The following is a 25,487-nucleotide window of genomic DNA, read 5'->3' on the forward strand; positions in this document are numbered from 1 at the left end:
GAGGGGCGTCGTCCGCCCCTCTTCAGTCAGGACGCGACGACAGGTCTGTCGAACAGGACCGGTGAACGGCCGGCTGACCGGCCGTCACCCCTGGAGGGCCCCGCACTCCGGGCAGCGCGGTGCGGACCCGGCCGGGTACGAAGAGGCGGGTCCCGGCAGCCGCTCGGGGTGCGTCACGGGGTTCGGCAAGGGCCGTCGCGCACGGCGGCAGCGCTCCGTGGTCCGGCGGCGGGAAGTGGTGCGGGGAGTGCGGGCGGTCGGCCCCTGCCCATGGCCCGGGCCGGGGCAGGGCCTCGGCCCGCGCCCCCTGGGCGGCGGCCTCGGCGAACGTGCCGGCCGTGCCTGCTGTGCCTGCCTTGACGGACTCGCCGGACATGAGGCTGCCCGAGAAGGGCGACGCTGCTGCGGCCGCACGGAAGCGGCGGGTGTCGTGGGCCGAACCCTGGCGCGCGGTCCGGTCGGAGTGAGGAGAGGGCGGCTGCGCTCCCGGCGCGTTCGCGGTGGCCGGGGACCGGCCTGCGAGCGCACCGAAGGGCAGCACCGATCCGGCGGCGGCGGGCGCTCCCGCGACGAGCGTGAGGACGGCGAGAAGGAGCGCGGCCAGGGCGTGCCGGGCCCGGTGCGCCGGGGCGTCCGGCCGCCCCCGCGGGGGCGCGTTCCCCCGGGGCGCCCCCGGGTGGGGGCTCACCTCGCTCGGCCCGGCAGGACGGCCGGCGCACCCGTACCGGCGTGGCGCAGGACGGAGTCCAGGATCAGGCCCGCGCCCCGTACGACCGTGGTCGAGGGGTCATCTGCCAGGCGTACGGGTACGCTGAGGCACCCCGCGATCCCGTCGGTGACGTCCCTGCGCAGCGCGCCGCCCCCGGCGAGCACGGGGCCTCTGCGCAGCGCGCCGCTGACCGCTCCGTGCTTGTCCTGTCGCCACATCGACATGACCATGTCGAGCACGGTCCGCACCGGTTCCGCGGGAGGCGCGTCCGGTTCCAGGTCGATGAGCCCGGTCTCGGCCTGTCTGGCGTCGGCGACCGTCCCGTCGACGAGCAGGGTGACCTCGGTGATTTCGGCGCCCATGTCGACGACGAGCAGCGGACCGCCGCTCCGCGGCCCGGCGTACGCGGCGGCGGCTCTTGCGCTGCTGAGGACCACGACCCCGGAGGGGCCGAGGGCGGTGAGGAGGTTTCTGGCCAGGGACCGGTGCTCGGCCCCGGCGAGGACCGGATGGCTGAGGACGATCACGGTGCCGCTGCGGTCGGCGCCCAGCGCCGCATCGGCGAGGTGTCCGAGGAGTCTGCCGCAGGAATCGGCGTCGACGATGCGTCCACGCCGGACCGGACGGCCGGCGCCCTCCTGCGGCGCGGGGCCGGTGACGAGGCCACGGCCGGGAACCCAGGCGCGGGCCCCGGAACTTCCCAGGTCGATGGCCAGTCCCCGGGTCGCCCCGTGGTGGTCCGCCGCAGCGGGACGGCCGCCGGGCCACCGGTGGACGGGCCGGCTGTGCCGCCGTCCGTCGCGCAAAGAACGCATCGCCCCTCACCCCCGGCCTGCCACTGCAGCCGCTCACCACCCACGACCCGCAGATAGCGAGGCATGACCGAACCCTCACTATGCAATAACGGGGTCAGGAACGCTACTCCCTCACCGATTCCAAGGGCCGCGCCCTCGCTGTCCCGTCTCATACCTCCGGGCTCAGGAATGACGCGATCAGCTCCGCGAACTCGTCCGGCGCGGTGATTCTGACGCCCAGGTCCTCGGCCTTGGCGCGCTTCGACCCGGCCTTCTCCCCCGCGACCAGCAGACTCGTGCGCTTGGAGACACTGGACGAGGACTTACCGCCGGCCCGCTCGATCAGCTCGTTCATCTGGTTGCGCGAGAGCTTCTCCAGCGGCCCGGTCATGGCGCCGGTGACCACGACGGTCATGCCGTCGAGGGGAAGCCCTGCCGCCGCCCCGTCTCCCGCCTCGGCGTCCGCCTGTACGTCCCCGGGCTCCGGCGGCGGGGTCGCACCGGGCTCCGTCATGTTGACCCCGGCGGCCACCAGCTTTCCGATCAGCGGGGCCAGCTCCACCAGCTCGCCGACCACCCCCGTGGCCTTCTCCTTGCCGATGCCGTCGACCTGCTGCAGGGTCTCCGCGTCGGCGGCGACGATCCGGTCCATCGTCGCGAAGTAGCGGGCGATCCGCCGGGACATGGAGCGCCCCGTGCCTCGTACGCCCAGGGCGCAGAACACGCGGGACAGCGGGCGCGTACGCGCCGTGTCGATGGCGGCGAGCAGATTGTCGGTGGAGGTCTCCCCCATCCGCTCCAGGGAGAGCAGCTGCTCCCGGCCGAGCGTGAAGAGGTCGGCGAAGTCGGTGACGAGACCGGCGTCGACGAGCTGGACGACCCGGGTGGCACCGAGGCCCTCGATGTCGAGCTGGTCGCGCCCGGCCGCGTACGAAATGGAGGCGACCAGACGGCAGTTGCGCCCCCTGGTGCAGCGCCAGCGCTGCTCGCTGGTGTCGATCTCGGAGCCGCACTGCGGGCAGGCCTCGGGGAACTCGATCGGCTTCTCGTCACCCGTCCGCAGATGCGCGACGGGCGCCTCGATCCGGGGGATGATGTCGCCCGCCTTGTAGACCATCACCTGGTCGCCCAGGCGCAGATCGCGGCGGGTGATGTCGGCCGGGTTGTGCAGGGTGGCGTACCCGACGGTCGACCCGTCGATCTCCACGGGCTCGAGCACGGCGCGCGGGGCGATGATGCCGGTCCTGCCGACATTCCACTCGACCCCCAGGAGGCGGGTGACCTTCTCGACGGCGGGGAGCTTGTACGCGATGGCCCAGCGCGGCGCCCGCGTCCCGGAACCCGCCTCGCGCTGGTCGGCCGCCAGGTCCGCCTTGATCACGATGCCGTCGATCCCGAACGGCAGCGAGGCGCGCAGCGCGGCGATGTCCTCGACCCCGGCCTGCACCTCCTCGGCCGTACCGACGGTGCGCGGCGCCACCGCCGTGTCCGCCGCCGTGTGCACGCCGAGGCCGGCGACGAGCTCCAGGACCTCGCTGTGCGGGAGTTCGGCCAGGGTGCCGGTCAGCTCACCGGACTCGGGCAGTGCGAGCGCTCCGTACGCGAAGAAGGTCATCTCGACGCGATAGGGCCGGTCCTTGGCGCGGAGGGTGCCCGCCGCCCCGTTGCGCGGGTTGGCGAAGGGGGCGCCGCCGTGCTCCGTGCGTACCGTATTGGCCTGCTCGAACTGCTCGTTGGTCATGAGGATCTCGCCGCGCACCTCGATGGTGACAGGCGAGGTGAGCCGCTCGGGCAGGCCGAGCACCGTGCCGATCGCATGCGACACGTCCTCGCCGGCGGTTCCGTCGCCCCGGGTGATCAGCCGGTCGAGACGGCCCTGGTGGTAGCGCGCGGCGACCGCGAGGCCGTCGAGCTTGGGCTCCACGCTCCAGGCCGCGACGGGCCTGCCGATCCTGCGCTCCAGGGACGCGGTCCAGGTGACGAACTGCTCGGCGGAGAACACGTTGTCCAGGGAGAGCATGGGGACCGTGTGCGGTACGTCGCCCACGGCGGCGCCGCCCGCGACCTTCCCCGTCGGCGAGGCGTCCAGCATCTCCTGCGGGTGCTCCAGCTCGTAGGCCGCGATCCCCCGCACCAGGCGGTCGTACGCGTCGTCGTCGAGCGTGCTCTCGCCCGTGGCGTAGTAAGCGGCGGCGGCCTGCGTCGCCCCTTCCACCGCGGCGGCGTAGGCGGCTGCATCGGCGAGCACAACAGCTGAGTTCGTCGTCATGACCACCATCCTGCCGCCCACCACTGACAACGCCCCACGACCCCTACCTGGCACCCTTTTCGAGAGAGCGCTCTCCTGCCTCTTGTGCCCCCAAGTGGGTTCAATGACCAGGCAGTTGATGGTACTGCGCGATTGCTTGACATGCTTACGTCACACTCTTACGTTCTGCGAGAGAGCGCTCTCTACAGTGGTCAGAGAACTGGTCAAAGGAACCCCACTTCCTCAGAACAGGAGTGCCGTGCTCTTCCGAAACCGACGCACGACCGAACACCGCGGGCGCAGAACCCTGCCCCCGTGGCGCCACAGAATCGCGGGGCTGGCGGTCGCCGCCCTCGCCCTGTCCCTCGTCCAGGCCGACGTGGGCAACGCGGCCGGTGACACGACAGCCGGTGCCGCGCCCAAGGCCCCGGCCGATGTGGTCCGGGTCGCCGAGTTCCTCGCGGAGTGCCCGTACACCCACCGTGCTCCCGACGACCCGATCGTGCTGCCCAACCTGCCGGGCGCCTCCCACATGCACAGCTTCTTCGGGAACGACACCACGAACGCCCATTCCGATCTGGCGTCCCTGGAGAAGGGCGGCACCAGCTGCGCCCCCTCCACCGACATCTCCTCGTACTGGGTCCCCACGATGTACGACGGCAACACGGAGGTGGAACCGACCGGCACCACCTTCTACTACCTGGGAGAGGGAGTCCGGGACGACATCATCCGCACGATCAAGCCCTTCCCCCGTGGTCTGCGGATCGTCGCGGGCAACGCGAAGGCGACCGGCCCCGACGACAACACGATCGCGCGCTGGTCGTGTCTGCACCACGGCGAGGTCAACCCGTCCCATGACTTCGTCAACTGCCCTGCCGGCGCGATGCTGGAGTCGTACCTCGACTTCCCGCAGTGCTGGAACGGCAGGGACCTGGACTCGGCCGACCACAAGAGCCACATGGCCTACCCGGTGGGCGGCGCCTGCCCGGCCACTCACCCCGTCCCGGTGCCCAAGCTGCGCCAGGTGCTGCGCTATCCGGTCAACGGCGATCCCGCCCGCCTCAGACTGGCATCGGGTCGCGGCTACACGATGCACGGCGACTTCTTCAACGTGTGGCCCGAGGCGGAAATGGCCCAGCGTGTACGCGACTGCATCAACGCGATCGTGAAGTGCGGGGCTGACGGCACTCCCTGACGGTCCGGCCGTCGCGATATTCACCCACTCCACCGGTGGGTTCCCGTCCGGGGCCGCACTGCCTCCGGACGGGGACCGACCGGTTCCACACCCAAGGACACCCCTGTGAAGGCGGTTCGTCGCGCAGCAGCGTCGCTCCTGCTCCCCCTGATCCTCGCCACCGGGCTCACCTCGTGTAACGCTTCCGATGCCCCGGAACCTCCGCCCCGTCCGGCGGGCCCTCCCGCTTCCGGCCCGGCACCATCACGGTCCGGCGACCCGACGGACTCCGCCTGGGTCCAGTTGATGATCCCGATGGACGATCAGGCCGTCGCGCTGCTGGCCATGGCCGAGAGGAGGACGGCCGACCCACGGCTCCGGTCCTGGGCGACCCGTCTGCGTACCGCGCAGGACGCCGAACTGACCGCGCTGCGCGGGCTGCGGGACCGGATGGGCCTGCCCGCCACCGATGTGCACGCGGGGCACAACATGCCGGGCATGGTGACGGCCGACGACCTCGTGGAGGCCCGCGCGGCGGAGGGCGACGCGTTCGACCGGTTGCTCGTGGCGCAGATCCGCGACCACCTCCGCCAGTCCGCGCAGGTATCGCGCTCCGAGACGACGGCGGGCACCAGGGCCGACGCCAAGGAGCGGGCAAAGGCCCTCGTGACGGCGCGCGAAAGCCAGTTGGCGGACCTGGACGCGCTGGCCGTGAACGGCGGCTGACGTGCCCGAACCGATGCACGGAGCCGCTGGACCACCCGGTATAAAGGCTGCATGACTGCCCACGTGACCCCGCCCGCACGCCCCGCCACCTTGGAGGATGTGGCCGCGGTGGCGGGCGTCTCCCGGGCCACGGTGTCCCGGGTGATCAACGGCGCGACCACGGTGGACCCGGCGCTTCGGCGGGTCGTGGAGGAGGCGGTGGCCACCACGGGGTACGTCCCCAACCGTGCGGCGCGTTCGCTCGTGACGCGGAGGACGGACTCGATCGCCCTCGTCGTGTCCGAGCGGGAACGGCGGCCGGTGTCCGAACCGTTCATAGGCCGGATGTTCTCCGACCCGTACTTCGGCCGCGTGGTGAGCGGTCTGCTCGAGGTGCTCCGGCCCGCGGGCATCCAGATGGTCCTGATGCTGGCCGACGACGAGGCCTCGCGCAATCAGCTCCTTTCGTACCTGCGCCAGGGCCATGTCGACGGCGTGGTGCTGATCTCCTCGCACGCGGAGGATCCGCTGCCCGGTCTGCTCCATGACACGCGGCTGCCCGCCGTGCTCGCGGGCAGGCCCAGGCGGCCGTCCCCGCTCACGTACGTCGAGGCCGACCAGCGTGCCGGGGCCCAGCTGGCCGCCGACCACCTGGCATCACTGGGGCGTCTGCGCATCGGCACGGTCGCGGGGCCGCAGGACATGCCTGCGGGGCAGGCCCGCCTGACGGGGTTCCTTGACGCACTCGCCCTGCACGGCATCCACGACGTGGCGCGTGCCGAGGGCGATTTCACCCATGTGGGAGGCGCGTCGGCGATGCGGCAGTTGCTGCGTGACCGGCCGGACCTGGACGCGGTGTTCATCGCTTCGGACCTGATGGCGCTCGGTGCCCTGCCCGTGCTGCTGCGGGCGGGCAAGGACGTGCCGTCGGACGTGTCGGTGGTGGGTTTCGACGACAGCAGCGCGGCGCTGGCCTGCGATCCGCCGCTGACGACGGTGCGGCAGCCGGTGGAGGAGATGGCCGCGGAGATGGCACGGCTCCTGCTGAAGCAGATCGGCCGGCCGGGTGGCCCGACGCCCTCGGTCGTCTTCCATCCGACGCTGGTGGAGCGCAAGTCCACCTGACGCGGCCGCCGCCGGGCAGGCCGGTGTCCGTCAGCCCCGGGCGCCCGGTACGTCGGCGTCCGTGTCCACGTCGGGGAAGGGTTCGTCGGCCCGTTCCGCCCCGGTGAAGCCCTCGGTCAGCAACGGCACCTGGGGCCCGGAGAGCTCCCGCAGCCAGCGCGCCAGTATCCGGTGCACGGCCTCCGCACCCACCGGACCGCACGAGGCCGCCCCTCCCTCCGCCGCCACGATGTCCCTCGGGTCCGCCAGCGTGCGCGGCCAGAGCAGGAACGGCCGGGACTGTTCGCCACCGAGCCCGCCGTGCGAACCGATCTGCTCCTCGAAGGCGTGTACGCGGCCGGTCTCGGGGTCGTACATCGAATTGACCATGACGTCGGCGACGTGCGGAAAGGTGTCGGTGCGCCGCACCGCCTCGGCCGCGCCCGCCCCGAAGGCGGCGATCGGCCCCTCCCCGTCCGTCAGCTCGGGGACGGGGACCTCGGCCCCGTCGGGTCCCAGCACCACCGAGCCGTGCTCCTCGCTCCGCACGAGCAGGAAGCCGATGCCCGGATGGCCGGCGAGCGTGGCGAGCAGCGCGGGGTGGCGGCGTTCGAGCTCTTCGCGCGAGGCGCGCCCCTCGATGTCCGGGAAGGACAGCAGCCCGAGGTTGCCGGAGGCGAGCACGACCGGGTCGGACGGCGTCGCGGGATGCTCCGACTCCTTCTCCCCGACGGGCCGGTGCAGCGCGATGCGTACGGCGTCACGCGCCTCGGACGCGCTGCGGGTGCGCTGCGCCCTGCGGGGTACGGGCAGTCCGCAGCCCGCCCTCACCAGGTCCTTGAGTGTGAGTCCGTACCTCCCGGCGAAGGTCTCCCCGGGGCTCTGGCCGTGGTCGGACAGCAGCACGATCCGGTAGGTGCGCGGGGTGTGTTCCGCGACCTTCGCGATGAGGCCCAGGGAGCGGTCGAGCCGTGTCAGGACCTTCTCCGCGTCCCTGCTGTGCGGCCCCGAGTGGTGGGCGACCTCGTCGTACGCGACGAGGTCGGCGTAGACGGCGGTGCGTCCCGCGAACATGTCGCCGATGACCGCGGCGACCACGACATCGCGTTCGACCACCGTCGCGAACGCCCGGATGAAGGGGTACAGTCCGCCGCGCTTGACCCGGGGGGACTCCTTTTTGATCCGGGCCCGCGTGGACTGGCCGATCTCACGGCCCACTTCGGCGACGAAGGACAGCGCGGTCCGGACGGCGTTGGCCGGGTCGGAGAAGTACGCGAAGTATCCGGCGCGCGAGCGGCGTCCCTTGCCCCGCCTGGCAGCCATCGACAGGACGAGGGCGAGCTGGTCGGCACCGCCGCTGAAGAGGTTCCCCCGGCTCGCCCCGTCGACGGTGAGCAGGCCGCCGTCACGGGTTCGGACGATGGCTCTGCGCTGCAGCTCGAGTGCGCTCGCCGGCCTGCTGGAGACCATCACGGTGCCGGTCTCCTTCTCGTACCAGCGGAACGCGGGCACGTCGAAGTTGCTGCCGTGCAGGATGCCGAGTTGGCTGGCGCCGGTCTGGCTGGACCAGTCGGTGCTCCACGGGGTGAGCCGGTGGCCCGCCTCGTCGGCGAGGAGTCCGGCCACGGTCGGCATCAGGCCTGCGGCGGCGGCCTGCTCGAGCACGTCGTGACCGACGCCGTCGAGCTGGACGAACACGATGCCCGGCGGGCCGCCTCGGCCGCCGTCCGCGGTGCCTGCCGTGCCGCTGCGCCGGCGGCGCCGGTCGGCCAGCCGGGAGAGCCTTCGCCGGTAGGCGTCGTCGTCGCGGACCGCGAGCGCGGTGGAGGTGGCCGAGGCGACGGCGGACATGACGGCCGCGACGACCACCGCGGTCTCCGGGTTGGCCGTGCCGCGCCCGTCGGGGATGAGGCTGAGGGCGATCAGCAGCAGCGAGCCGTTGAGGAAGAAGACCAGCGCGCCCAGCACCAGGGCGGGCACGATGAGCAGCGCCCGGACGAGGACCGGCCACACCAGTGCGGAGAGCAGACCGAAGGCGCCCGCCCCCCAGGCCGCGGTGAACGCGGTCCTCGTGACGCTGTCGCCGTCGTCGGACTGGAGCTGGAAGTCGGGCAGGATCCCGGCGAGGGCCAGCAGGGTGAGGGTGGAGACCGCCCACACCGCGACCACGCGCAGGAGGGCTCTGCCCGCCGTACGCCATCGCCCGTCACCCACGCCGCTCCACCTCACGTCCGGACCCGGTGCCGTCGTGGGTCCGGTTCCAGCTTTTCACAGCTGGTCCGTGCCCCGGCCGCAGGTCAGCAGCCGTCGTATCCCGCGGTCGGCATGGACAGTCTGCGGTGGACGCTCGCCTTCGAGCGCGCGGTGTACACGGGCTCCGCGAGGCCGGCGAGCTCCAGCCGTACTCCGCGCCGCGCGCACTCGGCGGCGAAGTCCGGCACCGAGGCGACGGCCCGGGCGAGCACCCGGTCGTTGGGGGCGACGAACAGTTCGACCTGCCCGCCCTCGACGTCGGCCCACAGCGCGTGGTGATCGGGGCGCAGTCCGTAGACGCGCAGCTGCCGGGTGACGACGTACCCCTGGTCGGCGGCCCAGCGTGCGCACATGGCGTGCTGGCTGCGGGTGTCGACGATGAACGGATCGCCGTCGAGCTCTTCCAGCGGTGTGAGACTGGCGATGGCCGCCACCCGTACGCCGTCGATGACGTCCCCCATGAACGGATCCCCCCGCACTCGGATGCTGCGCCCGACCCTACCCCGGTCGTAGCCCTCCGTAGCCGCGTGTACCCGGGCGGACAGGAGCGGAAAGGTGCGCACCGGCGTGAGGACGGCGCGGAGCGCCTAGGCTCGTACGGGACAGCGCACGGCCGGAACGGGTGCGCGGGCCGACGGAGCGAGGAGGCGGGGCGGTGGAGGTCACCTGGTGGGGTCACGCCACCTGCACGATCGAGGACTCCGGGGTCCGGGTGCTGACCGATCCTCTGTTCGTACGGCGCTTCGCGCATCTGCGCCGGCGCCGGGGCGAGGTGCCACCTCCCGAGGCCGCTGTCGCCGACGCGGTCCTGATCTCCCATCTGCACTCCGACCATCTGCATCTCCCCTCCCTGGCCCGTCTCTCCCCGGGCAGCCTGCTGATCGTGCCCAAGGGGGCGACCGGGGCCGTACGGGGGCTGAGGGTGCTGCGCCGGATGCGCGGGCTGCGGATCACCGAGGTCGCCCCGGGCGACGAGGTCCGTGTCGGCGCGGTGCTGGTCAGGGCGGTACCCGCCCTGCACGACGGCCGGCGGCTGCCGGTCGGCCCGCACCGTGTGCCCGCCCTGGGCTTCGTGGTCGAGGGCGAGGCCCGCACCTACTTCGCCGGTGACACCGGGCTGTTCGACGACATGGCCGATGCCGTGGGGCCGGTCGATGTGGCGCTGCTGCCCGTCGGCGGCTGGGGTCCCTATCTCGGCCATCACCATCTGGATGCCGCCCGCGCCGCGCAGGCGCTGGCCATGCTGGCGCCGCGCTCCGCGGTGCCGGTGCACTACGGCACGTACTGGCCGATCGGGATGGACGGGGTCCGGCCGCACGAGTTCCACGCGCCGGGCGACGAATTCGTACGGCAGGCCGCACTCGTGGCGCCGGGGGTGGCGGTGCACCGGCTGGGGCACGGCGAGCATGTGCGGCCGGAGGCCCGTAGATGATCCAGGAAGTCGTGCGGCAGCTGCCGACGGAGTCGACGCAGCAGGCCTTCGGCTATCCGTCGTTGTTCGCGCTGGTGGCGTTGGGGTCGCTGGTGCCGGTGGTGCCGACGGGGGCGCTGGTGAGTTCGGCCGCCGTGGTGGCGTTCCACCAGACGTCACCGTTCGCCCTGCTGGCGGTCTTCGTGGTGGCGTCGGCCGCGGCGTTCCTCGGGGACATATGCCTGTACTGGCTGGGGCAGCGCGGGGTGCGGTCCAAGAACGGCTCGAGGTGGCTGGAGGCGATCAGCAGCCGGGCCGCTCCGGAGCGCCTCGCTCAGGCGCAGCAGAAGCTGGACGAGCACGGCGCCACGGTGCTGGTGCTGTCCCGGCTGGTGCCGGCCGGACGGATACCGGTGATGCTGGCCTGTCTGCTCGGCGGGATGCCGCTGCGGCAGTTCGCCCGCGGTGACGTGCCGGCGTGTCTGGCCTGGGCCGCGACGTATCAGCTGATCGGGATCCTGGGCGGTTCCCTCTTCGCCGAGCCGTGGCAGGGTGTGCTCGCCGCGGTCGCCCTGACGCTGCTGATCAGCGGGGCACCGGCGGTGTGGCGCCGGCTGCGGGCCAGGCTGGGCCACTGACCCGGCATTTTCAGCCGCCGAGGACACGTGAGCCGCCGACCGGCAGGTCCCAGAGGTCTTCGCGGGGGTATCCGGCCTGGTTCCAGGCGGTACGGAGCCGGATCAGCGGTTCGAGTACGGGTTCGGCGGAGAGCAGGAACGTCGCCCAGTGCATCGGTGCCATCGCGCGGGCGCCGAGGTCCTCGTACGCCTGCACGGCCTCCTCGGGGTCCGTGTGCACGTCGGAGAGCCACCAGCGCGGTTCGTACGCGCCGATGGGCAGCATCGCCAGGTCGAGTCCGGGGTAGCGGCGGCCGATCTCCTTGAACCAGTGCCCGTAGCCGCTGTCCCCCGCGAAGTAGATCCGCCGCCCCTGCCGGTCGCCGAGGACCCAGCCGCCCCACAGTGAGCGGCAGGTGTCCACGAGGGTGCGCTTGGACCAGTGGTGGGAGGGTACGAAGTCGAACCGCACGCCGCCCAGTTCAGCCGATTCCCACCAGTCGAGCTCGGTGACGCAGGTGAACCGGCGGCGCCGGAACCAGGAGCCGAGCCCGGCGGGGACGAACAGCGGAGTGGCCCGCGGCAGCCTGCGCAGCGTCGGGGCGTCCAGGTGGTCGTAGTGGTTGTGGCTGATGACGACGGCGTCGACGGGCGGCAGTTCCTCCCAGCGGACGCCGACCGGGGTGATCCGCGCCGGGGTGCCGAGGATCCGGCGCGACCAGACCGGGTCGGTGAGGACGGTGAGCCCGCCGACCCTGACGATCCAGCTGGCGTGTCCTGCCCAGGTGACGGCCATCGTGTCCGTCCCCGCGGCGGGCAGCGGGCCGGGAGCGTACGGCAGCCGGTGGATCCCGCGCAGCCCTTCGGTGTTGGGCCGCAGGGCGCGCTCGCGGGCCAGCCGCGTCATGCCCCTGACACCCGGGAGCGGGGCGGTGAGGCGGTCCGCGAAGCTGCTGGGCCAGGACCGGACCTCACCGAGGGGGCGCGCCGGGACGACGCGGCCGGTGGCCGCGGGGCCGGGATCCGCGACCGGGCGCTCGGTCTGTTCCGTCATCGAGAGGCTCCTGTCATCGGAGTTCATCGAGGGCTGCTGCGAAAATGCTCAACGCTTGTGCGACATGGGGCAATTTCAAGGGCTCCACCGCAGTGAGGGACTCCATCTGCTCCTGCGGGGTTGAGCCGAGCAGCGGCCCCGTGCCCAGCCGGACCCTCAGGGCACCCAGTTCGTCCCCGAACCGGTGTCCGCCCGGAGTCGGGGTGCCGAGCCGCTGCGTCAGGTACTCCTCCAGCTCCATGGAGTCCGTGACGCCCCGGGCGGCCAGCCTGGTGCGCAGCGGGCCGAGGTCGGCGTAGAGGTGCCGGCCCGCCTGCGGAGGCCTGGCCAGCGCGCCGGCGGTGAGCACGGCACGGTGCGCGGCGGGGGCGACCTGGGCCTGGAGGCCGGCGGCCTGCCGGATCCTTTCCGTGACCGCCTCCGGTTCCCGCAGCGCGTGGGCGGCCGCCCGTGCGACGGGTTCCGCCACGAGGGCGCCGAGGGCGGTGAGGATGTCGAGGGCGCGTGCGCGGCGGACGGCCGCGCGCCCGGTGGCCGGGAAACGGGCGACGGCGACCGGCCACGCGGACGGGGTCAGCGCACCGGCCAGGTCCACGAGGACGGTCACGTCGTCGGGGCACATCTCGGCGGGGCTGAGCAGGACCGTGTCGAGGGGCCGGTACACGGTGTCGCGCCAGGTCTCGTCGCTGACGATGTGCAGCCCCTCGCCGACGGCGGCCTCGCAGACCTCCCGGACCAGCTCCGGCGGAGCGACGGTGGCGGTCGGGTCGTCGACCACGGAGATCAGCAGCAGCCGGGGTCTGCCGCCCTCGGCACGCACCCTGCGTACGGTCTCCAGCAGGGCGAACGGGTCGGGTATGCCGCCGCACTCGGCCGGGGTGGGCACGTGGTACGCGGGCCGGCCGAGCAGCCGCGCCTGCGGCATCCAGGTGGCGGGGCTGGGGCGGGGCATGAGCACATCGCCGCCGTGCGCGGCGATGAGCGCGAGAAGCAGCGGCTGGGCGCCCGGGGCCGCCGCGATGTCCCCGGGGCCGCTGTGCAGGCCTCGCCGCTCCCAGTAGGCGCAGGCGGCCTCCCGCAGGATCGTTCCGCCACCCGGGGGCTCGGGGCTGGTCCTGGCGGCCGAGGCGGCCAGCACCTCGGCCAGCTCCGGGAGCACGGGAAGACCGGGTTCGGGGGCGGGCGGCCCGTACCGCACGGGGCCGTGGTCCTGCCGGACGGCGTGGGGCTGCTTCCGCTCGCTCCAGTGCATCCCGGGGCCTCCTCCGCCTGCATCACCCTGGGCCCTTTATACGGAGGTTTCACCCGCTCCGCCCCCGCACCGGACCCAGATGTGGCGCCCGGGGCGGACGGGAGGCGCCCGGCGGGCCGGGGCACCGCCGGGCGCACCACCGACAGAGGGCGGGAAAAGGGCCGGTCAGCCCGCGAACGGAACCTCCGGCACGCCTCGCCCCGCGTCGGCAAGCACCAGCAGGGACCCCGACAGCGGATGCGGTGCCAGGAGACCGGTCCGGGCCGAGGAGACGTACAGATCGGCGAGGTCCGGCCCCCCGAACGCGCATGACGTCGGCCGCCGGACCGGCAGGTCCACGATCAGGTCCAGCCGGCCGTCCGGCGTGTAGCGCCGCACGGCCGCACCGTCCCAGAGGGCGGTCCACACACAGCCCTCGGCGTCCACCGTCAGCCCGTCCGGCCAGCCGGCGCCCGGCTCGACGACGGCGAACGTACGGCGGTTGCGGATGTGCTCGCCCTCCACGTCGAAGACGTCGATCCGCCGTGTCGGGCTGTCGATGTAGTACATGAGCCGCCCGTCGGGGCTCCAGCCGGTGCCGTTGCTGACCGTCACCGCGTCCGGCACGACCGCCACGCCGCCGTCCGGCCCGATCCGGGACAGGCTGCCGCCCGCCTCCCGCTCGTCGTAGCGCATGGTGCCCGCCCATAGCGCGCCGTCCGGTGCCACGGCCGCGTCGTTGCCCCGGCGCCCCGGAACGGGGTCGCGGGCCAGCCAGCAGAAGGCGCCGTCGCGGTCGTACAGGCCGACGCCGTCCCGCAGATTGACCACGAGCCCGCCGCCGGCCCGCGGCTTCGCCGCTCCGACGTGCTGCTCGGTGGCCATGACCGTACGGCGACCGCTCGACGGGTCGTACGTGTGGATCCGGGAGGAGAGGATGTCGACCCAGATCAGCCGCCCGGCAGCCGGGTCCCAGGTGGGGCCCTCACCGAGCTCGGCCGGTTCCCGTACGGCCACCTCCGCGGTGGGCCTCACCCCTGCGCCCGGTGGTGTCCGAGCCTGCCGGACAACGCGTCCGCGCCGCCCGCGGCGAGCTGCGCGAGCTCCTCCTCACGCTCCTCGCTCCAGCGGATCATCGGCACGGAGATGGAGAGCGCCGCGACGACACGTCCGGACCGGTCCCGGACCGGCGCCGCCACACAGCTCACGTCCGGGTTCGACTCCCGGTGCTCGACCGCGATCCCCCGCTTGCGCACGACGCCGAGCGCGGCGCGCAGTTCCGTGGCGTCGGTGAGGCTGTTGTCCGTCATCGCGACGAGTTCGCGGCCGGCGAGGCGGGCGTCGAGCTCCGCCTCGGGCAGGGCGGCAAGCAGCAGCTTGCCCACGGAGGTGCAGTGAGCGGGAAGCTTGCGCCCGGCGGCCGAGACCATGCGGACGGCGTGTGTGGAGTCCACCTTGGCGATGTAGATGACCTCGGTGTCCTCGAGGATCGCCACATGGACCGTCTCGCCGCAGGTCTCGGCGACCTCCCGGGCCACCTGCTGCCCCTCGGCCGCCAGGTCGAGCTGTTCCGCGTACCGGCTGCCCAGCTGGTACGTCCGCACGCCGAGCCGGTAGCGGCCGGGCTGCTCGGGGACCGTGACGAGGTAGGAGCGCGCGGCCAGCGTGGTGAGCAGTTCGTGGACGGTGGTCCTCGGCAGTTGGAGCCTGCGGGTGACCTCGGGGGCCGAGAGGGTTTCCTCGCCCTGGAGGAAGAGCTCGAGTACGTCCAGCGCCCTGGTCACCGCAGGGACGAGTCGCCCCATGATCGCCCACCCATCTCGTTCGACACTCCGGCCAATGGCCGGAATTACGAACGCAGGCTAACGGCAGAGAACTTGTCCGGGCAATGTCCGTGACGCACCGCAGAGGCCGGACACCGGGGCAATTCATCGGATTGTCCTCGATCCGGCCGGGTTCCGACAGGGGTCGGTGTGCGCGCCTCCTGGTTCACGGCCCCGCGGCAGGGTATTCGCTGTCCCATGTCGACACCGCGCAACCTCTCCTCGCCCACCCGCTGGCAGACCTGGCTCCACCAACGCGACCTCGCCGCATTCCAGAGTGTGGCCGAACGGCACTGGCCGGGCGCCGAGCCCCTGCTGCCCCGGCTGAGCCGCAGCGCCAATCACGGGCTGCTGTGGTTCGGGGCGGCGGCAGGCATGGCGGCGCTGGGCAGCAGCGCACGCTCACGCAGGGCCGCACTGCGCGGCATCGCCTCGCTGGCCGTGGCCTCGGCCGCGATCAACACCGTGGGCAAGGGCGCGGTACGCAGGGAACGCCCGATACTCGATCTGGTGCCGGTGATACGACAGCTCAAGCGGCAGCCGTTCACCACGTCCTTCCCCTCCGGGCACGCGGCGTCCGCCGCGGCCTTCGCGACGGGCGTCGCCCTGGAGTCGAAGGGCTGGGGAGCGGTCGTCGCCCCGGTCGCGGTGGCCGTGGCCGCTTCCCGCGTCTACACCGGGGTCCACTATCCGAGCGATGTGGTGGCAGGTGCGGCTCTCGGCATAGGGGCGGCGTTCGCACTGCGGGGTGTCGTACCGACCCGTGGACAGCTGCCCGCGCCCGGGAGACCGCCGGCCAGTGCTCCGGCGATGCCGACCGGGCAGGATCTGGTCGTGATCGTCAATCAGGAATCCGGTTCGGCGACCGCTACGGCCGACCTGGTCCGCGAGGCGCTGCCGCTCGCCGAGGTGGTGGAGTGCGCGCCCGCCGATCTGTCCGGGACGCTGGAGAAGGCAGCACGACGGGGCAAGGCCCTGGGCGTCTGCGGAGGCGACGGCACGGTGAATCTGGCGGCGGCCGTCGCGGCGACGCACAGCCTGCCGCTCGCCGTGTTCCCCGGCGGGACCCTCAACCACTTCGCCTACGACCTCGGCATCGAGACGGTGCAGGACACGGTGGCCGCGCTCGCCGCGGGTGACGCGGTCCGGGTGGACCTCGGCCGCTTCCGGCCAGGCCCCCAGGGCCCCGGCGGGGCGCACGGCTACTTCCTCAACGCCTTCAGCCTCGGGGTGTATCCGGAGCTCGTACGGACCCGGGAGCGCTGGGCACCCCGGATCGGCGGCTGGCCCGCAGGAGTGCTGGCGGCCGCCGAGGCGCTGCGCGGCGCCCGCCCGCTGACAGCGGAAGTACAGGGACGGCGGCGGCCCCTGTGGCTGCTCTTCGTGGGCAACGGACTGTTCCAGCGGGTCGGCCCCGCGCCCGGCCGACGGCACAACCTGGCGGACGGCCTGCTGGACGTCCGGGTGGTGCACGGCGGCCGGACCCCGGCCCTGCGACTGCTCGCCGCCGCGGTCGCCGGACCGCTGACCCGTTCACCCGTCCATGCGGCGGTACGGCGCCACAGGGTGCGCATCTCCGGCCTCGCGCCGGGCACTCCGTACGCGTACGACGGCGAAGTGGCGCACTCCGGAAAGGAGTTGATGATCGACAAGCTGCCGGAGGCGTTGACGGTCTACTGCCCGATGCCGGTCTAGCCCGTCCGTATGGCAAGACACGTATCTCAGGATGCGACATCGCGGCGTACCGTTGCCCTACCGCTTGCGAAGTCCCGAGAGAGGACGTACCGCCATGCCCAAGGAGACCGCCGTGTACACCCACGGTCACCACGAGTCGGTGCTGCGCTCGCACCAATGGCGGACCGCGGCCAACTCGGCGGCCTACCTCATTGGTGAACTCCGCCCGGGCCAGGCGGTACTGGACGTGGGCTGCGGTCCGGGCACCATCACCGCCGATCTGGCGGCGCTGGTCGCCCCGGGCCGGGTGACCGCTGTCGACACGGGCCGCGACATCCTCGACCGGGCCGCCGCGACGGCTGCTGAACGCGGCCTGGACAACATCGAGTTCGCCACGGCCGATGTGCACGCGCTGGACTTCCCCGACGACTCCTTCGACGTGGTCCACGCCCACCAGGTGCTCCAGCACGTGGGCGATCCGGTGCAGGCACTGCGCGAGATGCGGCGGGTGTGCCGGCCCGGCGGTGTGGTCGCGGCGCGCGACAGCGACTACGCGGCGATGACCTGGTACCCGGAAGTGCCGGGCATGGAGCAGTGGCAGGAGCTCTACGGACGGGTGGCGCGCGCCAACGGGGGCGAGCCCGACGCCGGACGCAGACTGCTGTCCTGGGCCCGGCAGGCCGGCTTCACCGACATCACCCCCACCGCGGCGGCCTGGTGCTTCGCCACCCCGGAGAACCGCGCCTGGTGGAGCGGCCTGTGGGCGGACCGTACGACGGCGTCGGTGTACGCGAAGCTGGCGGTGGACGGCGGACATGCCGATGCCGAACAACTGACGGCCGTCGCGGCGGCCTGGCGCGCATGGGGCGAGGAGCCCGACGGGTGGTTCATGGTGCCGCACGGCGAGGTGCTCTGCCGGCCCTGACCACCCGCGTTCCCGCGCTCCCGCGCGGATCCGATCACATGCCGTCCGGCCGCCGACTACCCTCGTGGGCATGGAAATCCTGGGAACCACGCTGCGAATCTGCGTCGACGACCTGGAGGCCTCGGTGGCCTTCTACGAGGGCCTCACCAGTACTCCGGCGCTGCGCTTCGAGCGTGGCGGGGTCTCGGTCGCGGCGATCGGCTGCTTCTTGCTGATGAGCGGCCCGGAGTCGGAGCTGGAGATTCTGCGCAAGGTGTCTGCGACCATCGCGGTCAAGGATGTCGACGAGGCGCACGCGGCCCTGACCCGGGTAGGGGCGCGGATCGTCGCGGGCCCGGTCCCCACCCCGGCCGGCCGCAATCTGATCGCCCTGCACCCGGACGGCTCGGTCTTCGAGTACGTGGACCGGAACGTGTCCGCCTGACGCGGATCCGGCCGATGAACGCCGTGGCGTCATCGGCCGGATCGCGCGCGGCGACCTCGGTCCTCGGCGATCAGGGTCTCAACGCGGCGGACGCATCCTGAAGTTGTAGAGGTCCGGCAGCGGGTCGTCGGTGACGGAGCGCCAGATCTCGTCCAGGACCTCGGCCCCTTCCCGCAGGTCTTCGACCTCGAAGCCGGCGTCGAAGAGCGCGCGCACAGCCGCGGTGTCCCCTTCGGCCAGCAGGATTCGGGCCTCCAGCAGCCGGAAGCGGCCCCGTGCCCGGATCTCCGTGCTCAGGCTTTCGAGCACCGCGCGGGCGGCGGCGGTGCGTCCGGCCGTCAGCAGTGCCTCGATGGCCTCACGGCCGAGTGCGGACGTCGCCGCCGTCCAGATCTCGCCGTCGTCCCGGCGCTCCGCACACAGGTCGTCGAAGGCTTCGGTGTAGTGGTCGGCGGCCCGTTCGCTCTGGCCGCTCTCCCGGGCAGCCACGGCGAGACATCGCAGCAGGGGCCAGCGGGACGGCGCGAGCGGGAGCCCACGCTCCCAGCTGCGCACCGCCTGGGCCCGGTCGTCGGCGTGCCACTGGGCGATGCCCAGGTGGTATTCGGTGAGGGGTTCGGCGGGTGCCGTCTCCAACATGTCGCGCCAGTGCGGGGAGACCAGGGACGGTCCGGGCGGAGCGACCCGCAGTGGTTGCGGGAAGGTGCCCTGTTCCAGCAACTCCAGCCAGGGGGCCTGCTGTTCACCGAGCGTGGACCGGTCGAAGGGCGTACCGGGAAGCTTGTACCCGGCGCGCCGGACCTCCAGCGCGCCCCAGCCGGAGCCGGTGGCGAGCACCTCGCCCGGTTCGGTGTCGGCGCAGCGGCGCCACGCCTCGTACGCGCCGTCCACGTCGGCACGCGGCAGGGCACGGGCAAGTTGCCGCTCGGTCTCGGCCCGGGCCGCCGCCCAGTCGTCACCGTGCACGGCCGCGGGGTCCGCGGACAGCGGACCGTACGCCTCCAGCCAGCTGAACTCGGCGCCCGCTTCGAGAGGGACGTGCTCCAGCTGGGTACGGGCGAGTCCGGCCTGGATCTCGGCGTACCCGCCCGTGCCGGGCTCGGTCAGCCACCGCTGCCAGCGGCGTCCGCCGGTGCCGCTGCCCCAGAGGAAGAGCTTCCGGCCCCGCAGGACGTCGGTGGAGGTCTGGACGAGTCCGTGGCCGTCCCCGTCGAGGGAGGCGATCCAGCGCCGGGCGCCGTCGGGGACCTCGTAGAAGTAGTCGGCGGGGTATTCGCTGCGCAGGGGGTACGTGCGGTCGGTGCCGTCGGTCTCCGGGACGGCGACCCGGTTCAGGGTGTGCTCGTAGCCGAAGTGCCAGGCTTCGTCGGCGGGGGCCAGGACACGGGTGTGCTCGTCCTCGGGCACGGCGATGTTGGACCACCAGTAGACGGGCGCGGGATGCTCGTGCGGGTTGCGTACGCGCACGCCGACGTACAGGAAGTCGGAGTCCTCGGGCAGCCACAGGTCCACCTGGTAGGGCAGGTCGCGCAGGCGTTCCCACTCCCAGAGCCGGAGCATGTCTCCGCCGTCGGGGGCGGTGACGAGGGCGGCGTGGACCGGGGCGCAGGACAGTGTGGTGTGGCCGGTCGCGCCGATGTTCCACTCGATGCCGCCGGAGAACCAGGCGCCGTTGAGCGCGAAGTCCGCGGGCTGCAGGACCGGGTTGCGGTACACGAGTTCGCGGCCGGTCGGCTTGTGGTGGAGGGAGTGGATACGGCCCCCCAGTCCTGGCAGGACGGTGGCGCGCAGCCGGTCGTTCTCGATGACGATCGCGTCCAGGGCGGTGGGCGTGCGGTCACGGCCGTACCCGTCGAGGATCCGGACCGGCAGGACGGTGCGCAGCGGCTCGTGCCCGAGCTGCCGCGCCATGTCCCGGGGCAGACCGTCCCGTTCGCGGCTGCTGACGGCGTGCATCTCGTCGAGTGGCCGCAGCGCGGCCAGTGGGTTCTCCGGCCCGGTTCGTGCTGCGGGCAGGGTAAGTACGGCACGTCGTACGGTCGTGGCCAAGACAACCTCGCTCCCTCGCGGGCCGCCACAGGTCCGGGCGCCCCCCGATGACCATGGAACACGCTGGACGGCGCCCGGGCCAGGGGGTCGAGGTGTCAGTCTTCGGCAAAGGCGGCGACGACAACGTCGGTGAGCAGGGCGCCCGCGGTGGCGTCCGGGTCGAGATCCGGGTCGTAGACGGTGACGTTGAGCCCGGCGCAGCGCGGCGATCGGACCAGGATCCGCAGCAGCGTGCCGAGTTCGTCGGGGAACAGCCCGCCGTCGTCGGGGCTGTCGACGGCGGGCATGACGCTCGGATCGAGCACATCGGCGTCGAGGTGCACCCAGAAGCCGTCGAGGAGGGGGATCTCCAGGGTCTGCAGCACACCGTTCGCGAGTTCGGCGACGCCCCATTCCCGGAGCTCCCCGACGGTGGCGTTGGAGATCTTCAGCGCGGTCATCTCGGCGCGGTCCTCGTCGTGGTCGCGCATTCCGAAGAGCCGGACGTCCTCGTCCCTGAGATAGGGCCCGAGCCCTTCCAGGTCGGTGAGGTCGGCCTGCCCGCGACCGGTGGCGAGCGCCAGTTCCTCCCCGGCCGCGGCGCCGATCCGGGTGCTGTTTCCCGGGTGGCGGAAGTCCGCGGAGCCGTCGACGGCGGCGAGCCCGTACCGCCCGATACGGCGCAGGGCGAGGGTCGCTCCGAGCTGGATGGAGCAGTCGCCCCCGAGCACGAGCGGGAACTCACCGGCTCTCACGTGGCCCTCGATACGGTCGGCGAGGGTGCGGGTGTAACGGGCGATGGCCGCCGCGTTGAAGACCCCGTCGCCCTCCTGCCAGTCGCCGAGGTCGTAGCGCGGCGGTACGACGACACCGCCCTCGAACGCCCCGAGGCGCTGCACGATCCGCTGCTCACGCAACGCGCCGGCCAGTTTGTAGCAGCCGGGCACGGTGCCCGGCGCCGGGGGCCGGAGCCCCAGGTTGGAAGGGGCGTCGAGGACCACGATATTCCGCATGCGCTCCATCCTCACCGCCGTAGCCTTCGTCCTCAACGGTTTTCGAGCAGAGGGCAGGCAGGACGATGGACACGCAGCACACGTACCGGGTGATCGTGCGGGGCACCTGGGAGGGGCTGACGGACACGGACCGGGAACGGTTGCTGTCCGAGGCGCCGGAGCACGGGCTGACGGGGATGCAGTTCACCGAGGAGGGCACCCTCACCTATGACTCCGCCCTGAAGCACTTCAGCTTCCGCTACGTCGTCGTCTCGGATGCCGCGGACGGCGAGGAGATGGCGGTGGCGATCGCCGAGGACCGTGCGCAGACGCAGCTCGCGGAGCGGGGCCTGGGATACGGGGTGCTGCGCTCCACCGCGACCGACATGGACACGATGAAGATCAACTACAAGGGGCGGCGGGGGTTCGGGGCCGCGTGAGTGGTCTACCGTCCGGCTTGAAGTAGTCGGCCACGTGGGTCGCCCTTTAAAGCTTCTCGAAATGAAAGTCCGACCCGGCGTCCCGGGTCACCGCCGGTCGGTACATGCGGTGGTGATGCTGACGACCGGGGCCAAGCTTCACGCGTAGCCCACGCCCGGTAGTGGCCCCAGCACCTGTTCCGAACTTCGAAAGGGTCTTAATTTCCCATGGCCTTCGTACTGGTCACGTGCCTCTTCAGACGGAGCACAGGATCAGACGAAGGACGTGTTCACGTCCCCGGAATCCCCTACGAGTGATCACGTTCGGGGAATCGTTCGAGTCCAGACCATCAAGAACGAGCTGAGTGCCGGTCAACTCACGTCTTCAACTGCTGTCGGCGATCATTCCCCGCTCCGGGTCGACCGTGAGCCCGGCTCGGAAAAGTGTCGGGTCGCAGCCCTTCCCATTGGGCTGGAACTTGCGCAACTCGACATCAGTACGCTCGTCGAAAGGACGCGCTTGCCGTCGTCCTGCGAAGTGACCGTGAACCGCACTTGCACCGTCACCTCACCGATGTCCCCGTCGAGCGCCACGCGGCCCAAATGGGGTGTCGGGTCGTCGCTGTTATTCGCCGCAGTCCCGCTCTCGCAAACCTCTTGTACGCACAACCGGGCGACGAGCGAGCCCGAGTCCGTGTTCGAACCCCTTTCGCCTAGTCGGTGAAGTTGGCCGGTTCCCAGCTCACGGCGACTCCCGACTCCCCGCCCACCTTGGTGCACGGCCGCCCTCCGCCGATGCCCGCGCAGCCGGTGGCCAACGTACGACGAGTCGGCGGTGAATACGCTCCCCCAGGGGGAGCGCCTGTTGCCCGGAAGGGAACGCAAAGTGCGGGAAGCCGTTGGACGTGGCTGGTCATCACCGCGCACACCCAGCTGCGGCTCGGCCGCCCGCTCGCCGAGGACCTCCGCCGCCCCTGGGAGAAGACCGCCGGACCCGGCCGCCACCCCAGCCGGAGTCCGCCGCCCTCGGGCGGCACCACGCGTCCCCGCCCCGTGCGGTTGTGGCACCCTCGCACCCGGACCGGTCTTCGAAACGGGCGCGTGAGCTGCGGTGTCGCGCTGTGAAGTATGGTGACGAACCGTACGGAGGGAGCGTGTGCGTTGGCAGTTCGGGTCACCATGGCCGACGTCGCCCGTGCGGCCGGAGTGTCGACAGCGACCGTGTCCTACGTCCTCTCCGGCAAGCGAGCCGTCGCGGACGAGACCCGGCGGGTGGTCGAAGCAGCCATCGCCGATCTGGGCTTCACCGTCAACACGGTGGCTCGAAGCCTGCGGACCGGGCGTTCCAGCATCGTGGCACTGGTCGTACCCGATCTGTCCAACCCCTTCTACGCCCAGCTCGCGGCCTCCCTCCAGGAGGAGCTGCGGATGCTCGGTCTGCACGTCATGGTCTGTGACACGAAGGCTGACCGGGACGAGGAGCGGGCATTCCTGCGGGAGGCGGTCCAGCAGCGGTTCGCGGGGGTCGTGATCACCCCGTTCCGGCTGGTGGCGAAGGACTTCCTGACGCTGTCGGAGGCAGGTATCCCGGCGGTCGTCAGCGCCGACCTGCGTTTCGGGGAGACAGACCTGGTGACGCCGGACGCGCGGGCCGCCATGCGCGCGGCGCTGACGGAGGTGACGGGCGCCGGACGTCGGCGGATCGCCATGATCGCCGGCCCTCGGGACGCCACCGGCGGCGACCCACGGATGGAACTGCTGCGGACCCTGGCCGTGCAGTTCGGCACCACGCTCCCCGGCCGGCTGGTCGTGCGCGGTGAGCACACCCGGGAGGCCGGCGCGACGGGGTTCGGGCACCTGATGCGCATGAAACACCGCCCGGACGCGGTCTTCTGTGCGAACGACGCCGTCGCGATCGGCGCGATGGACAAGGCGGAGGAACTCGGCGTCGGCATCCCCGGCGATGTGGCCCTGATCGGCCATGACGACGCATCGTTCGCATCGCTGGTGCGTCCGCGTCTGACCACGGTCAGATATCCGGCGGTCGACGTGGGAAAGGCCGCTGCGCGGCTACTCATCGAGCGCCTCAACGGACGCGTCACGCGGAAGACCGTGCACGTCAAGGCGGAGTTCGTCTCGCGCGGGACCGTCTGAACCGACCCGTCCGCCGACCCGTTCGCCGGCCCGTCGGCCCGCCGCTGTCCCGCGGCACTCACGGCAGTGCGCAGCACGCTCCCCCGCCCCACCGGACGGCGCGATCAGCGCCCGGAACCGGCCGGTCACGTAATCGATTACGTCATCTTCTCCGCGCAGACTCACGGGACCACCACCAACGCCATATTCGCAGCTCAAAGCGTGTCCGAGGACCACAGCACCACACTCTTCCGCATTACGAAACGGTCGCGATGGACACCAAAATTCACCGCAACTGTTGACTTCTGTTGATCTCTGTTGTGAAGGTAGCCGCCATTGCCTCACTCAGACGTGACGGCGTCGGCTCAAAGGAGAGCACCCTCATGGCAGTTCTTAGGCGCGGCCCGGTCACCCGGCGCGGCTCCCTCGTCCGGCGCAGCTTGGCCGGGGGCGTGGTTCTCACCCTCGCGGCGCTGACCGCGTGCGGCGGCGGCTCGGATGACAGCACGGACTCGGCGGACTCCGCGTGCGAGCCCTCCTCCGGCAAGGTCACGCTCGACTACTGGTCCTGGGTACCCGGCATGCAGAAGGCCGTCGACCTCTGGAACAGCGAGAATCCCGATGTCCAGGTCAAACTCAAGACGACGCCGTCCGGCAACGCGGGCACGTACCAGAACCTGTCCAACGCCCTGAAGGCCGGCAAGGCCCCCGACCTCGGGCAGGTCGAGTACGACTCGCTGGCCAGCTTCCGCCTCAAGGGTGGGCTGACGGACATAGCGAAGTGCGACGGCGTGACGGAAGCCGGATCGAAGTTCGTCGACTGGACCTGGTCGCAGGTGGACTTCGGAGCCGACGGCAAGGACGGCGTCTGGGCGGTGCCCCAGGACACCGGTCCGATGGCGCTCTTCTACCGCAAGGACGTCTTCGACAAGCTCGGCCTGACCGCCCCGACGACCTGGGAGGAGTACGAGGCCGCCGCCCGGAAGATCAAGGCGGCGAAGAAGGGGCAGTACATCACCCACTTCTCGCAGACCGACCCGAACTGGTTCACCGGGCTGCTGTGGCAGAACAAGGCCCCCATGTTCGAGCGCGACGGCGACAAGTGGAAGGTCAGCGTGGACCGGCCCGAGAGCCGCCAGGTGGCCGACTACTGGCAGAAGCTCATCGACGACGAGCTCGTCGCCACCGACCTCCAGGGCTTCTCACCCGCTCTGTACAAGTCGTGGAACGACGGTGAGGTCGTCACCTGGATCAGTGCCGCCTGGGGCTACAGCACCATTCGGGACAACGCGAAGTCCACCTCCGGCAAGTGGGCCGTCGCCCCCATGCCGCAGTGGGAGAAGGGCCAGAAGCAGGCAGGCAACTGGGGCGGTTCGACCACCGCCGTCCTCGCGGGCAGCAAGCACCCTGCCGAGGCGGCGAAGTTCGCGCTGTGGCTGAACACCGACGCGAAGGCGCTGGAAATCCTCAACCGGGAGGGCGGCCTCTACCCCGCGGCCACGGCCGGTCTGGAACTGCCGGCACTGCAGCAGCCGGTCGACTTCTACGGCAAGCAGAAGATCTTCGACGTCTTCTCGGAGGCATCGGCGAACGTCGACACCGATTTCACCTGGGGTCCGACCATGACCGACACCTACCGCTTCCTCAGTGACGGCACCGCGAAGGCCACCGGAGGCGACAGCACGCTCGCCGACGTACTGAAGGACACCGACTCCCAGAGCGTCGAGTCGCTGCGCAAGCAGTCGCTGGATGTGACGGACTGACCCCTC

At 71.8% G+C, this 25,487-nt stretch carries 22 protein-coding genes and 1 pseudogene; 12 read left to right on the top strand and 11 right to left on the bottom strand.

Going from position 1 to position 25,487, the window contains the following annotated elements; translation table 11 throughout:
* Positions 1 to 22: 22 nt before the first annotated feature.
* The 3 genes from OG257_RS07100 to ligA form a co-directional block, all read right to left on the bottom strand.
* Positions 23 to 688, bottom strand: a complete 666-nt coding sequence (locus OG257_RS07100; RefSeq protein ID WP_329205743.1) for a hypothetical protein — start codon at positions 686 to 688, stop codon at positions 23 to 25.
* Positions 685 to 1,524, bottom strand: coding sequence for a rod shape-determining protein (locus tag OG257_RS07105; protein ID WP_329205745.1), 840 nt, complete (start codon positions 1,522 to 1,524; stop codon positions 685 to 687). The genes OG257_RS07100 and OG257_RS07105 overlap by 4 nt, the downstream gene beginning before the upstream one ends.
* A gap of 148 nt (positions 1,525 to 1,672) precedes the next feature.
* The gene (ligA, locus tag OG257_RS07110; protein ID WP_329205746.1) at positions 1,673 to 3,772 is read right to left on the bottom strand and encodes an NAD-dependent DNA ligase LigA; all 2,100 of its coding nucleotides are present in this window, start codon (positions 3,770 to 3,772) and stop codon (positions 1,673 to 1,675) included.
* 238 nt (positions 3,773 to 4,010) lie between these two features.
* On the opposite strand from ligA, the gene OG257_RS07115 reads away from it, so the two are divergent.
* The 3 genes from OG257_RS07115 (at position 4,011) to OG257_RS07125 (ending at position 6,755) form a co-directional block, all read left to right on the top strand.
* Positions 4,011 to 4,946 carry a DUF1996 domain-containing protein gene (locus OG257_RS07115; protein ID WP_329205748.1) on the top strand — a complete coding sequence of 312 codons (936 nt, stop codon included), beginning with the start codon at positions 4,011 to 4,013 and terminating at the stop codon, positions 4,944 to 4,946.
* Between the two features lie 294 nt (positions 4,947 to 5,240).
* Positions 5,241 to 5,651, top strand: a complete 411-nt coding sequence (locus tag OG257_RS07120; protein ID WP_443054319.1) for a DUF305 domain-containing protein — start codon at positions 5,241 to 5,243, stop codon at positions 5,649 to 5,651.
* Between the two features lie 51 nt (positions 5,652 to 5,702).
* The gene (locus tag OG257_RS07125) at positions 5,703 to 6,755 is read left to right on the top strand and encodes a LacI family DNA-binding transcriptional regulator (protein ID WP_329205750.1); all 1,053 of its coding nucleotides are present in this window, start codon (positions 5,703 to 5,705) and stop codon (positions 6,753 to 6,755) included.
* A gap of 30 nt (positions 6,756 to 6,785) precedes the next feature.
* On the opposite strand, the gene OG257_RS07130 is transcribed toward OG257_RS07125, so the two are convergent.
* Together OG257_RS07130 and OG257_RS07135 are read right to left on the bottom strand one after the other, a co-directional pair.
* Positions 6,786 to 8,948 (bottom strand): phage holin family protein, encoded by a 2,163-nt coding sequence (locus OG257_RS07130; protein ID WP_329205753.1) that lies wholly within the window; start codon positions 8,946 to 8,948, stop codon positions 6,786 to 6,788.
* 83 nt (positions 8,949 to 9,031) lie between these two features.
* Positions 9,032 to 9,448, bottom strand: a complete 417-nt coding sequence (locus tag OG257_RS07135; RefSeq protein ID WP_329205755.1) for a hypothetical protein — start codon at positions 9,446 to 9,448, stop codon at positions 9,032 to 9,034.
* A gap of 194 nt (positions 9,449 to 9,642) precedes the next feature.
* Between OG257_RS07135 and OG257_RS07140 the strand changes: the two genes are divergently transcribed.
* Complete coding sequence (locus OG257_RS07140; RefSeq protein WP_329205756.1) at positions 9,643 to 10,419, top strand: MBL fold metallo-hydrolase; 777 nt, start codon at positions 9,643 to 9,645, stop codon at positions 10,417 to 10,419.
* The gene (locus OG257_RS07145; RefSeq protein ID WP_329205758.1) at positions 10,416 to 11,036 is read left to right on the top strand and encodes a DedA family protein; all 621 of its coding nucleotides are present in this window, start codon (positions 10,416 to 10,418) and stop codon (positions 11,034 to 11,036) included. Before OG257_RS07140 ends, OG257_RS07145 begins: the two co-directional genes overlap by 4 nt.
* Positions 11,037 to 11,046: 10 nt before the next feature.
* Here OG257_RS07145 and OG257_RS07150 read toward each other — a convergent pair whose 3' ends face one another.
* From OG257_RS07150 to OG257_RS07165, 4 genes are all read right to left on the bottom strand, one after another.
* Positions 11,047 to 12,069 carry an MBL fold metallo-hydrolase gene (locus OG257_RS07150; RefSeq protein WP_329205760.1) on the bottom strand — a complete coding sequence of 341 codons (1,023 nt, stop codon included), beginning with the start codon at positions 12,067 to 12,069 and terminating at the stop codon, positions 11,047 to 11,049.
* A gap of 13 nt (positions 12,070 to 12,082) precedes the next feature.
* Entirely contained in the window at positions 12,083 to 13,321 is a 1,239-nt protein-coding gene (locus OG257_RS07155) for an aminotransferase class I/II-fold pyridoxal phosphate-dependent enzyme (protein ID WP_329205762.1), read from the bottom strand.
* 165 nt (positions 13,322 to 13,486) lie between these two features.
* Complete coding sequence (locus tag OG257_RS07160; RefSeq protein WP_329205764.1) at positions 13,487 to 14,335, bottom strand: SMP-30/gluconolactonase/LRE family protein; 849 nt, start codon at positions 14,333 to 14,335, stop codon at positions 13,487 to 13,489.
* The gene (locus OG257_RS07165) at positions 14,332 to 15,105 is read right to left on the bottom strand and encodes an IclR family transcriptional regulator (protein WP_329205766.1); all 774 of its coding nucleotides are present in this window, start codon (positions 15,103 to 15,105) and stop codon (positions 14,332 to 14,334) included. The genes OG257_RS07160 and OG257_RS07165 overlap by 4 nt, the downstream gene beginning before the upstream one ends.
* Positions 15,106 to 15,321: 216 nt before the next feature.
* Here OG257_RS07165 and OG257_RS07170 point away from each other — a divergent pair, with 216 nt between their 5' ends.
* The 3 genes from OG257_RS07170 (at position 15,322) to OG257_RS07180 (ending at position 18,146) form a co-directional block, all read left to right on the top strand.
* Positions 15,322 to 16,818: a bifunctional phosphatase PAP2/diacylglycerol kinase family protein gene (locus OG257_RS07170; RefSeq protein WP_329205768.1), complete on the top strand. Its 1,497-nt coding sequence runs from the start codon at positions 15,322 to 15,324 to the stop codon at positions 16,816 to 16,818.
* 94 nt (positions 16,819 to 16,912) lie between these two features.
* Positions 16,913 to 17,722 carry a methyltransferase domain-containing protein gene (locus OG257_RS07175; protein WP_329205770.1) on the top strand — a complete coding sequence of 270 codons (810 nt, stop codon included), beginning with the start codon at positions 16,913 to 16,915 and terminating at the stop codon, positions 17,720 to 17,722.
* Between the two features lie 70 nt (positions 17,723 to 17,792).
* Positions 17,793 to 18,146, top strand: a complete 354-nt coding sequence (locus OG257_RS07180; RefSeq protein ID WP_329205772.1) for a VOC family protein — start codon at positions 17,793 to 17,795, stop codon at positions 18,144 to 18,146.
* Between the two features lie 78 nt (positions 18,147 to 18,224).
* On the opposite strand, the gene OG257_RS07185 is transcribed toward OG257_RS07180, so the two are convergent.
* Positions 18,225 to 20,195, bottom strand: a complete 1,971-nt coding sequence (locus OG257_RS07185; protein ID WP_329205773.1) for a DUF5107 domain-containing protein — start codon at positions 20,193 to 20,195, stop codon at positions 18,225 to 18,227.
* A 95-nt stretch (positions 20,196 to 20,290) separates the two neighbouring features.
* Positions 20,291 to 21,187 carry an arginase family protein gene (locus OG257_RS07190; RefSeq protein WP_329205775.1) on the bottom strand — a complete coding sequence of 299 codons (897 nt, stop codon included), beginning with the start codon at positions 21,185 to 21,187 and terminating at the stop codon, positions 20,291 to 20,293.
* A gap of 65 nt (positions 21,188 to 21,252) precedes the next feature.
* Here OG257_RS07190 and OG257_RS07195 point away from each other — a divergent pair, with 65 nt between their 5' ends.
* The 4 genes and pseudogenes from OG257_RS07195 (at position 21,253) to OG257_RS07205 (ending at position 25,481) form a co-directional block, all read left to right on the top strand.
* Complete coding sequence (locus tag OG257_RS07195; protein WP_329205777.1) at positions 21,253 to 21,606, top strand: DUF6204 family protein; 354 nt, start codon at positions 21,253 to 21,255, stop codon at positions 21,604 to 21,606.
* An 858-nt stretch (positions 21,607 to 22,464) separates the two neighbouring features.
* Positions 22,465 to 22,663: pseudogene (locus OG257_RS37215) on the top strand (NF041680 family putative transposase); the annotation flags it as partial.
* A gap of 83 nt (positions 22,664 to 22,746) precedes the next feature.
* On the top strand, positions 22,747 to 23,739 hold the full coding sequence (locus OG257_RS07200) for a LacI family DNA-binding transcriptional regulator (protein ID WP_329205779.1): 993 nt from the start codon (positions 22,747 to 22,749) through the stop codon (positions 23,737 to 23,739).
* A gap of 362 nt (positions 23,740 to 24,101) precedes the next feature.
* Positions 24,102 to 25,481: an ABC transporter substrate-binding protein gene (locus tag OG257_RS07205; RefSeq protein ID WP_329205781.1), complete on the top strand. Its 1,380-nt coding sequence runs from the start codon at positions 24,102 to 24,104 to the stop codon at positions 25,479 to 25,481.
* Positions 25,482 to 25,487 lie beyond the last annotated feature (6 nt).

The sequence above is a fragment of the Streptomyces sp. NBC_00683 genome (genome assembly GCF_036226745.1).
Classification (GTDB): Bacteria; Actinomycetota; Actinomycetes; order Streptomycetales; family Streptomycetaceae; genus Streptomyces.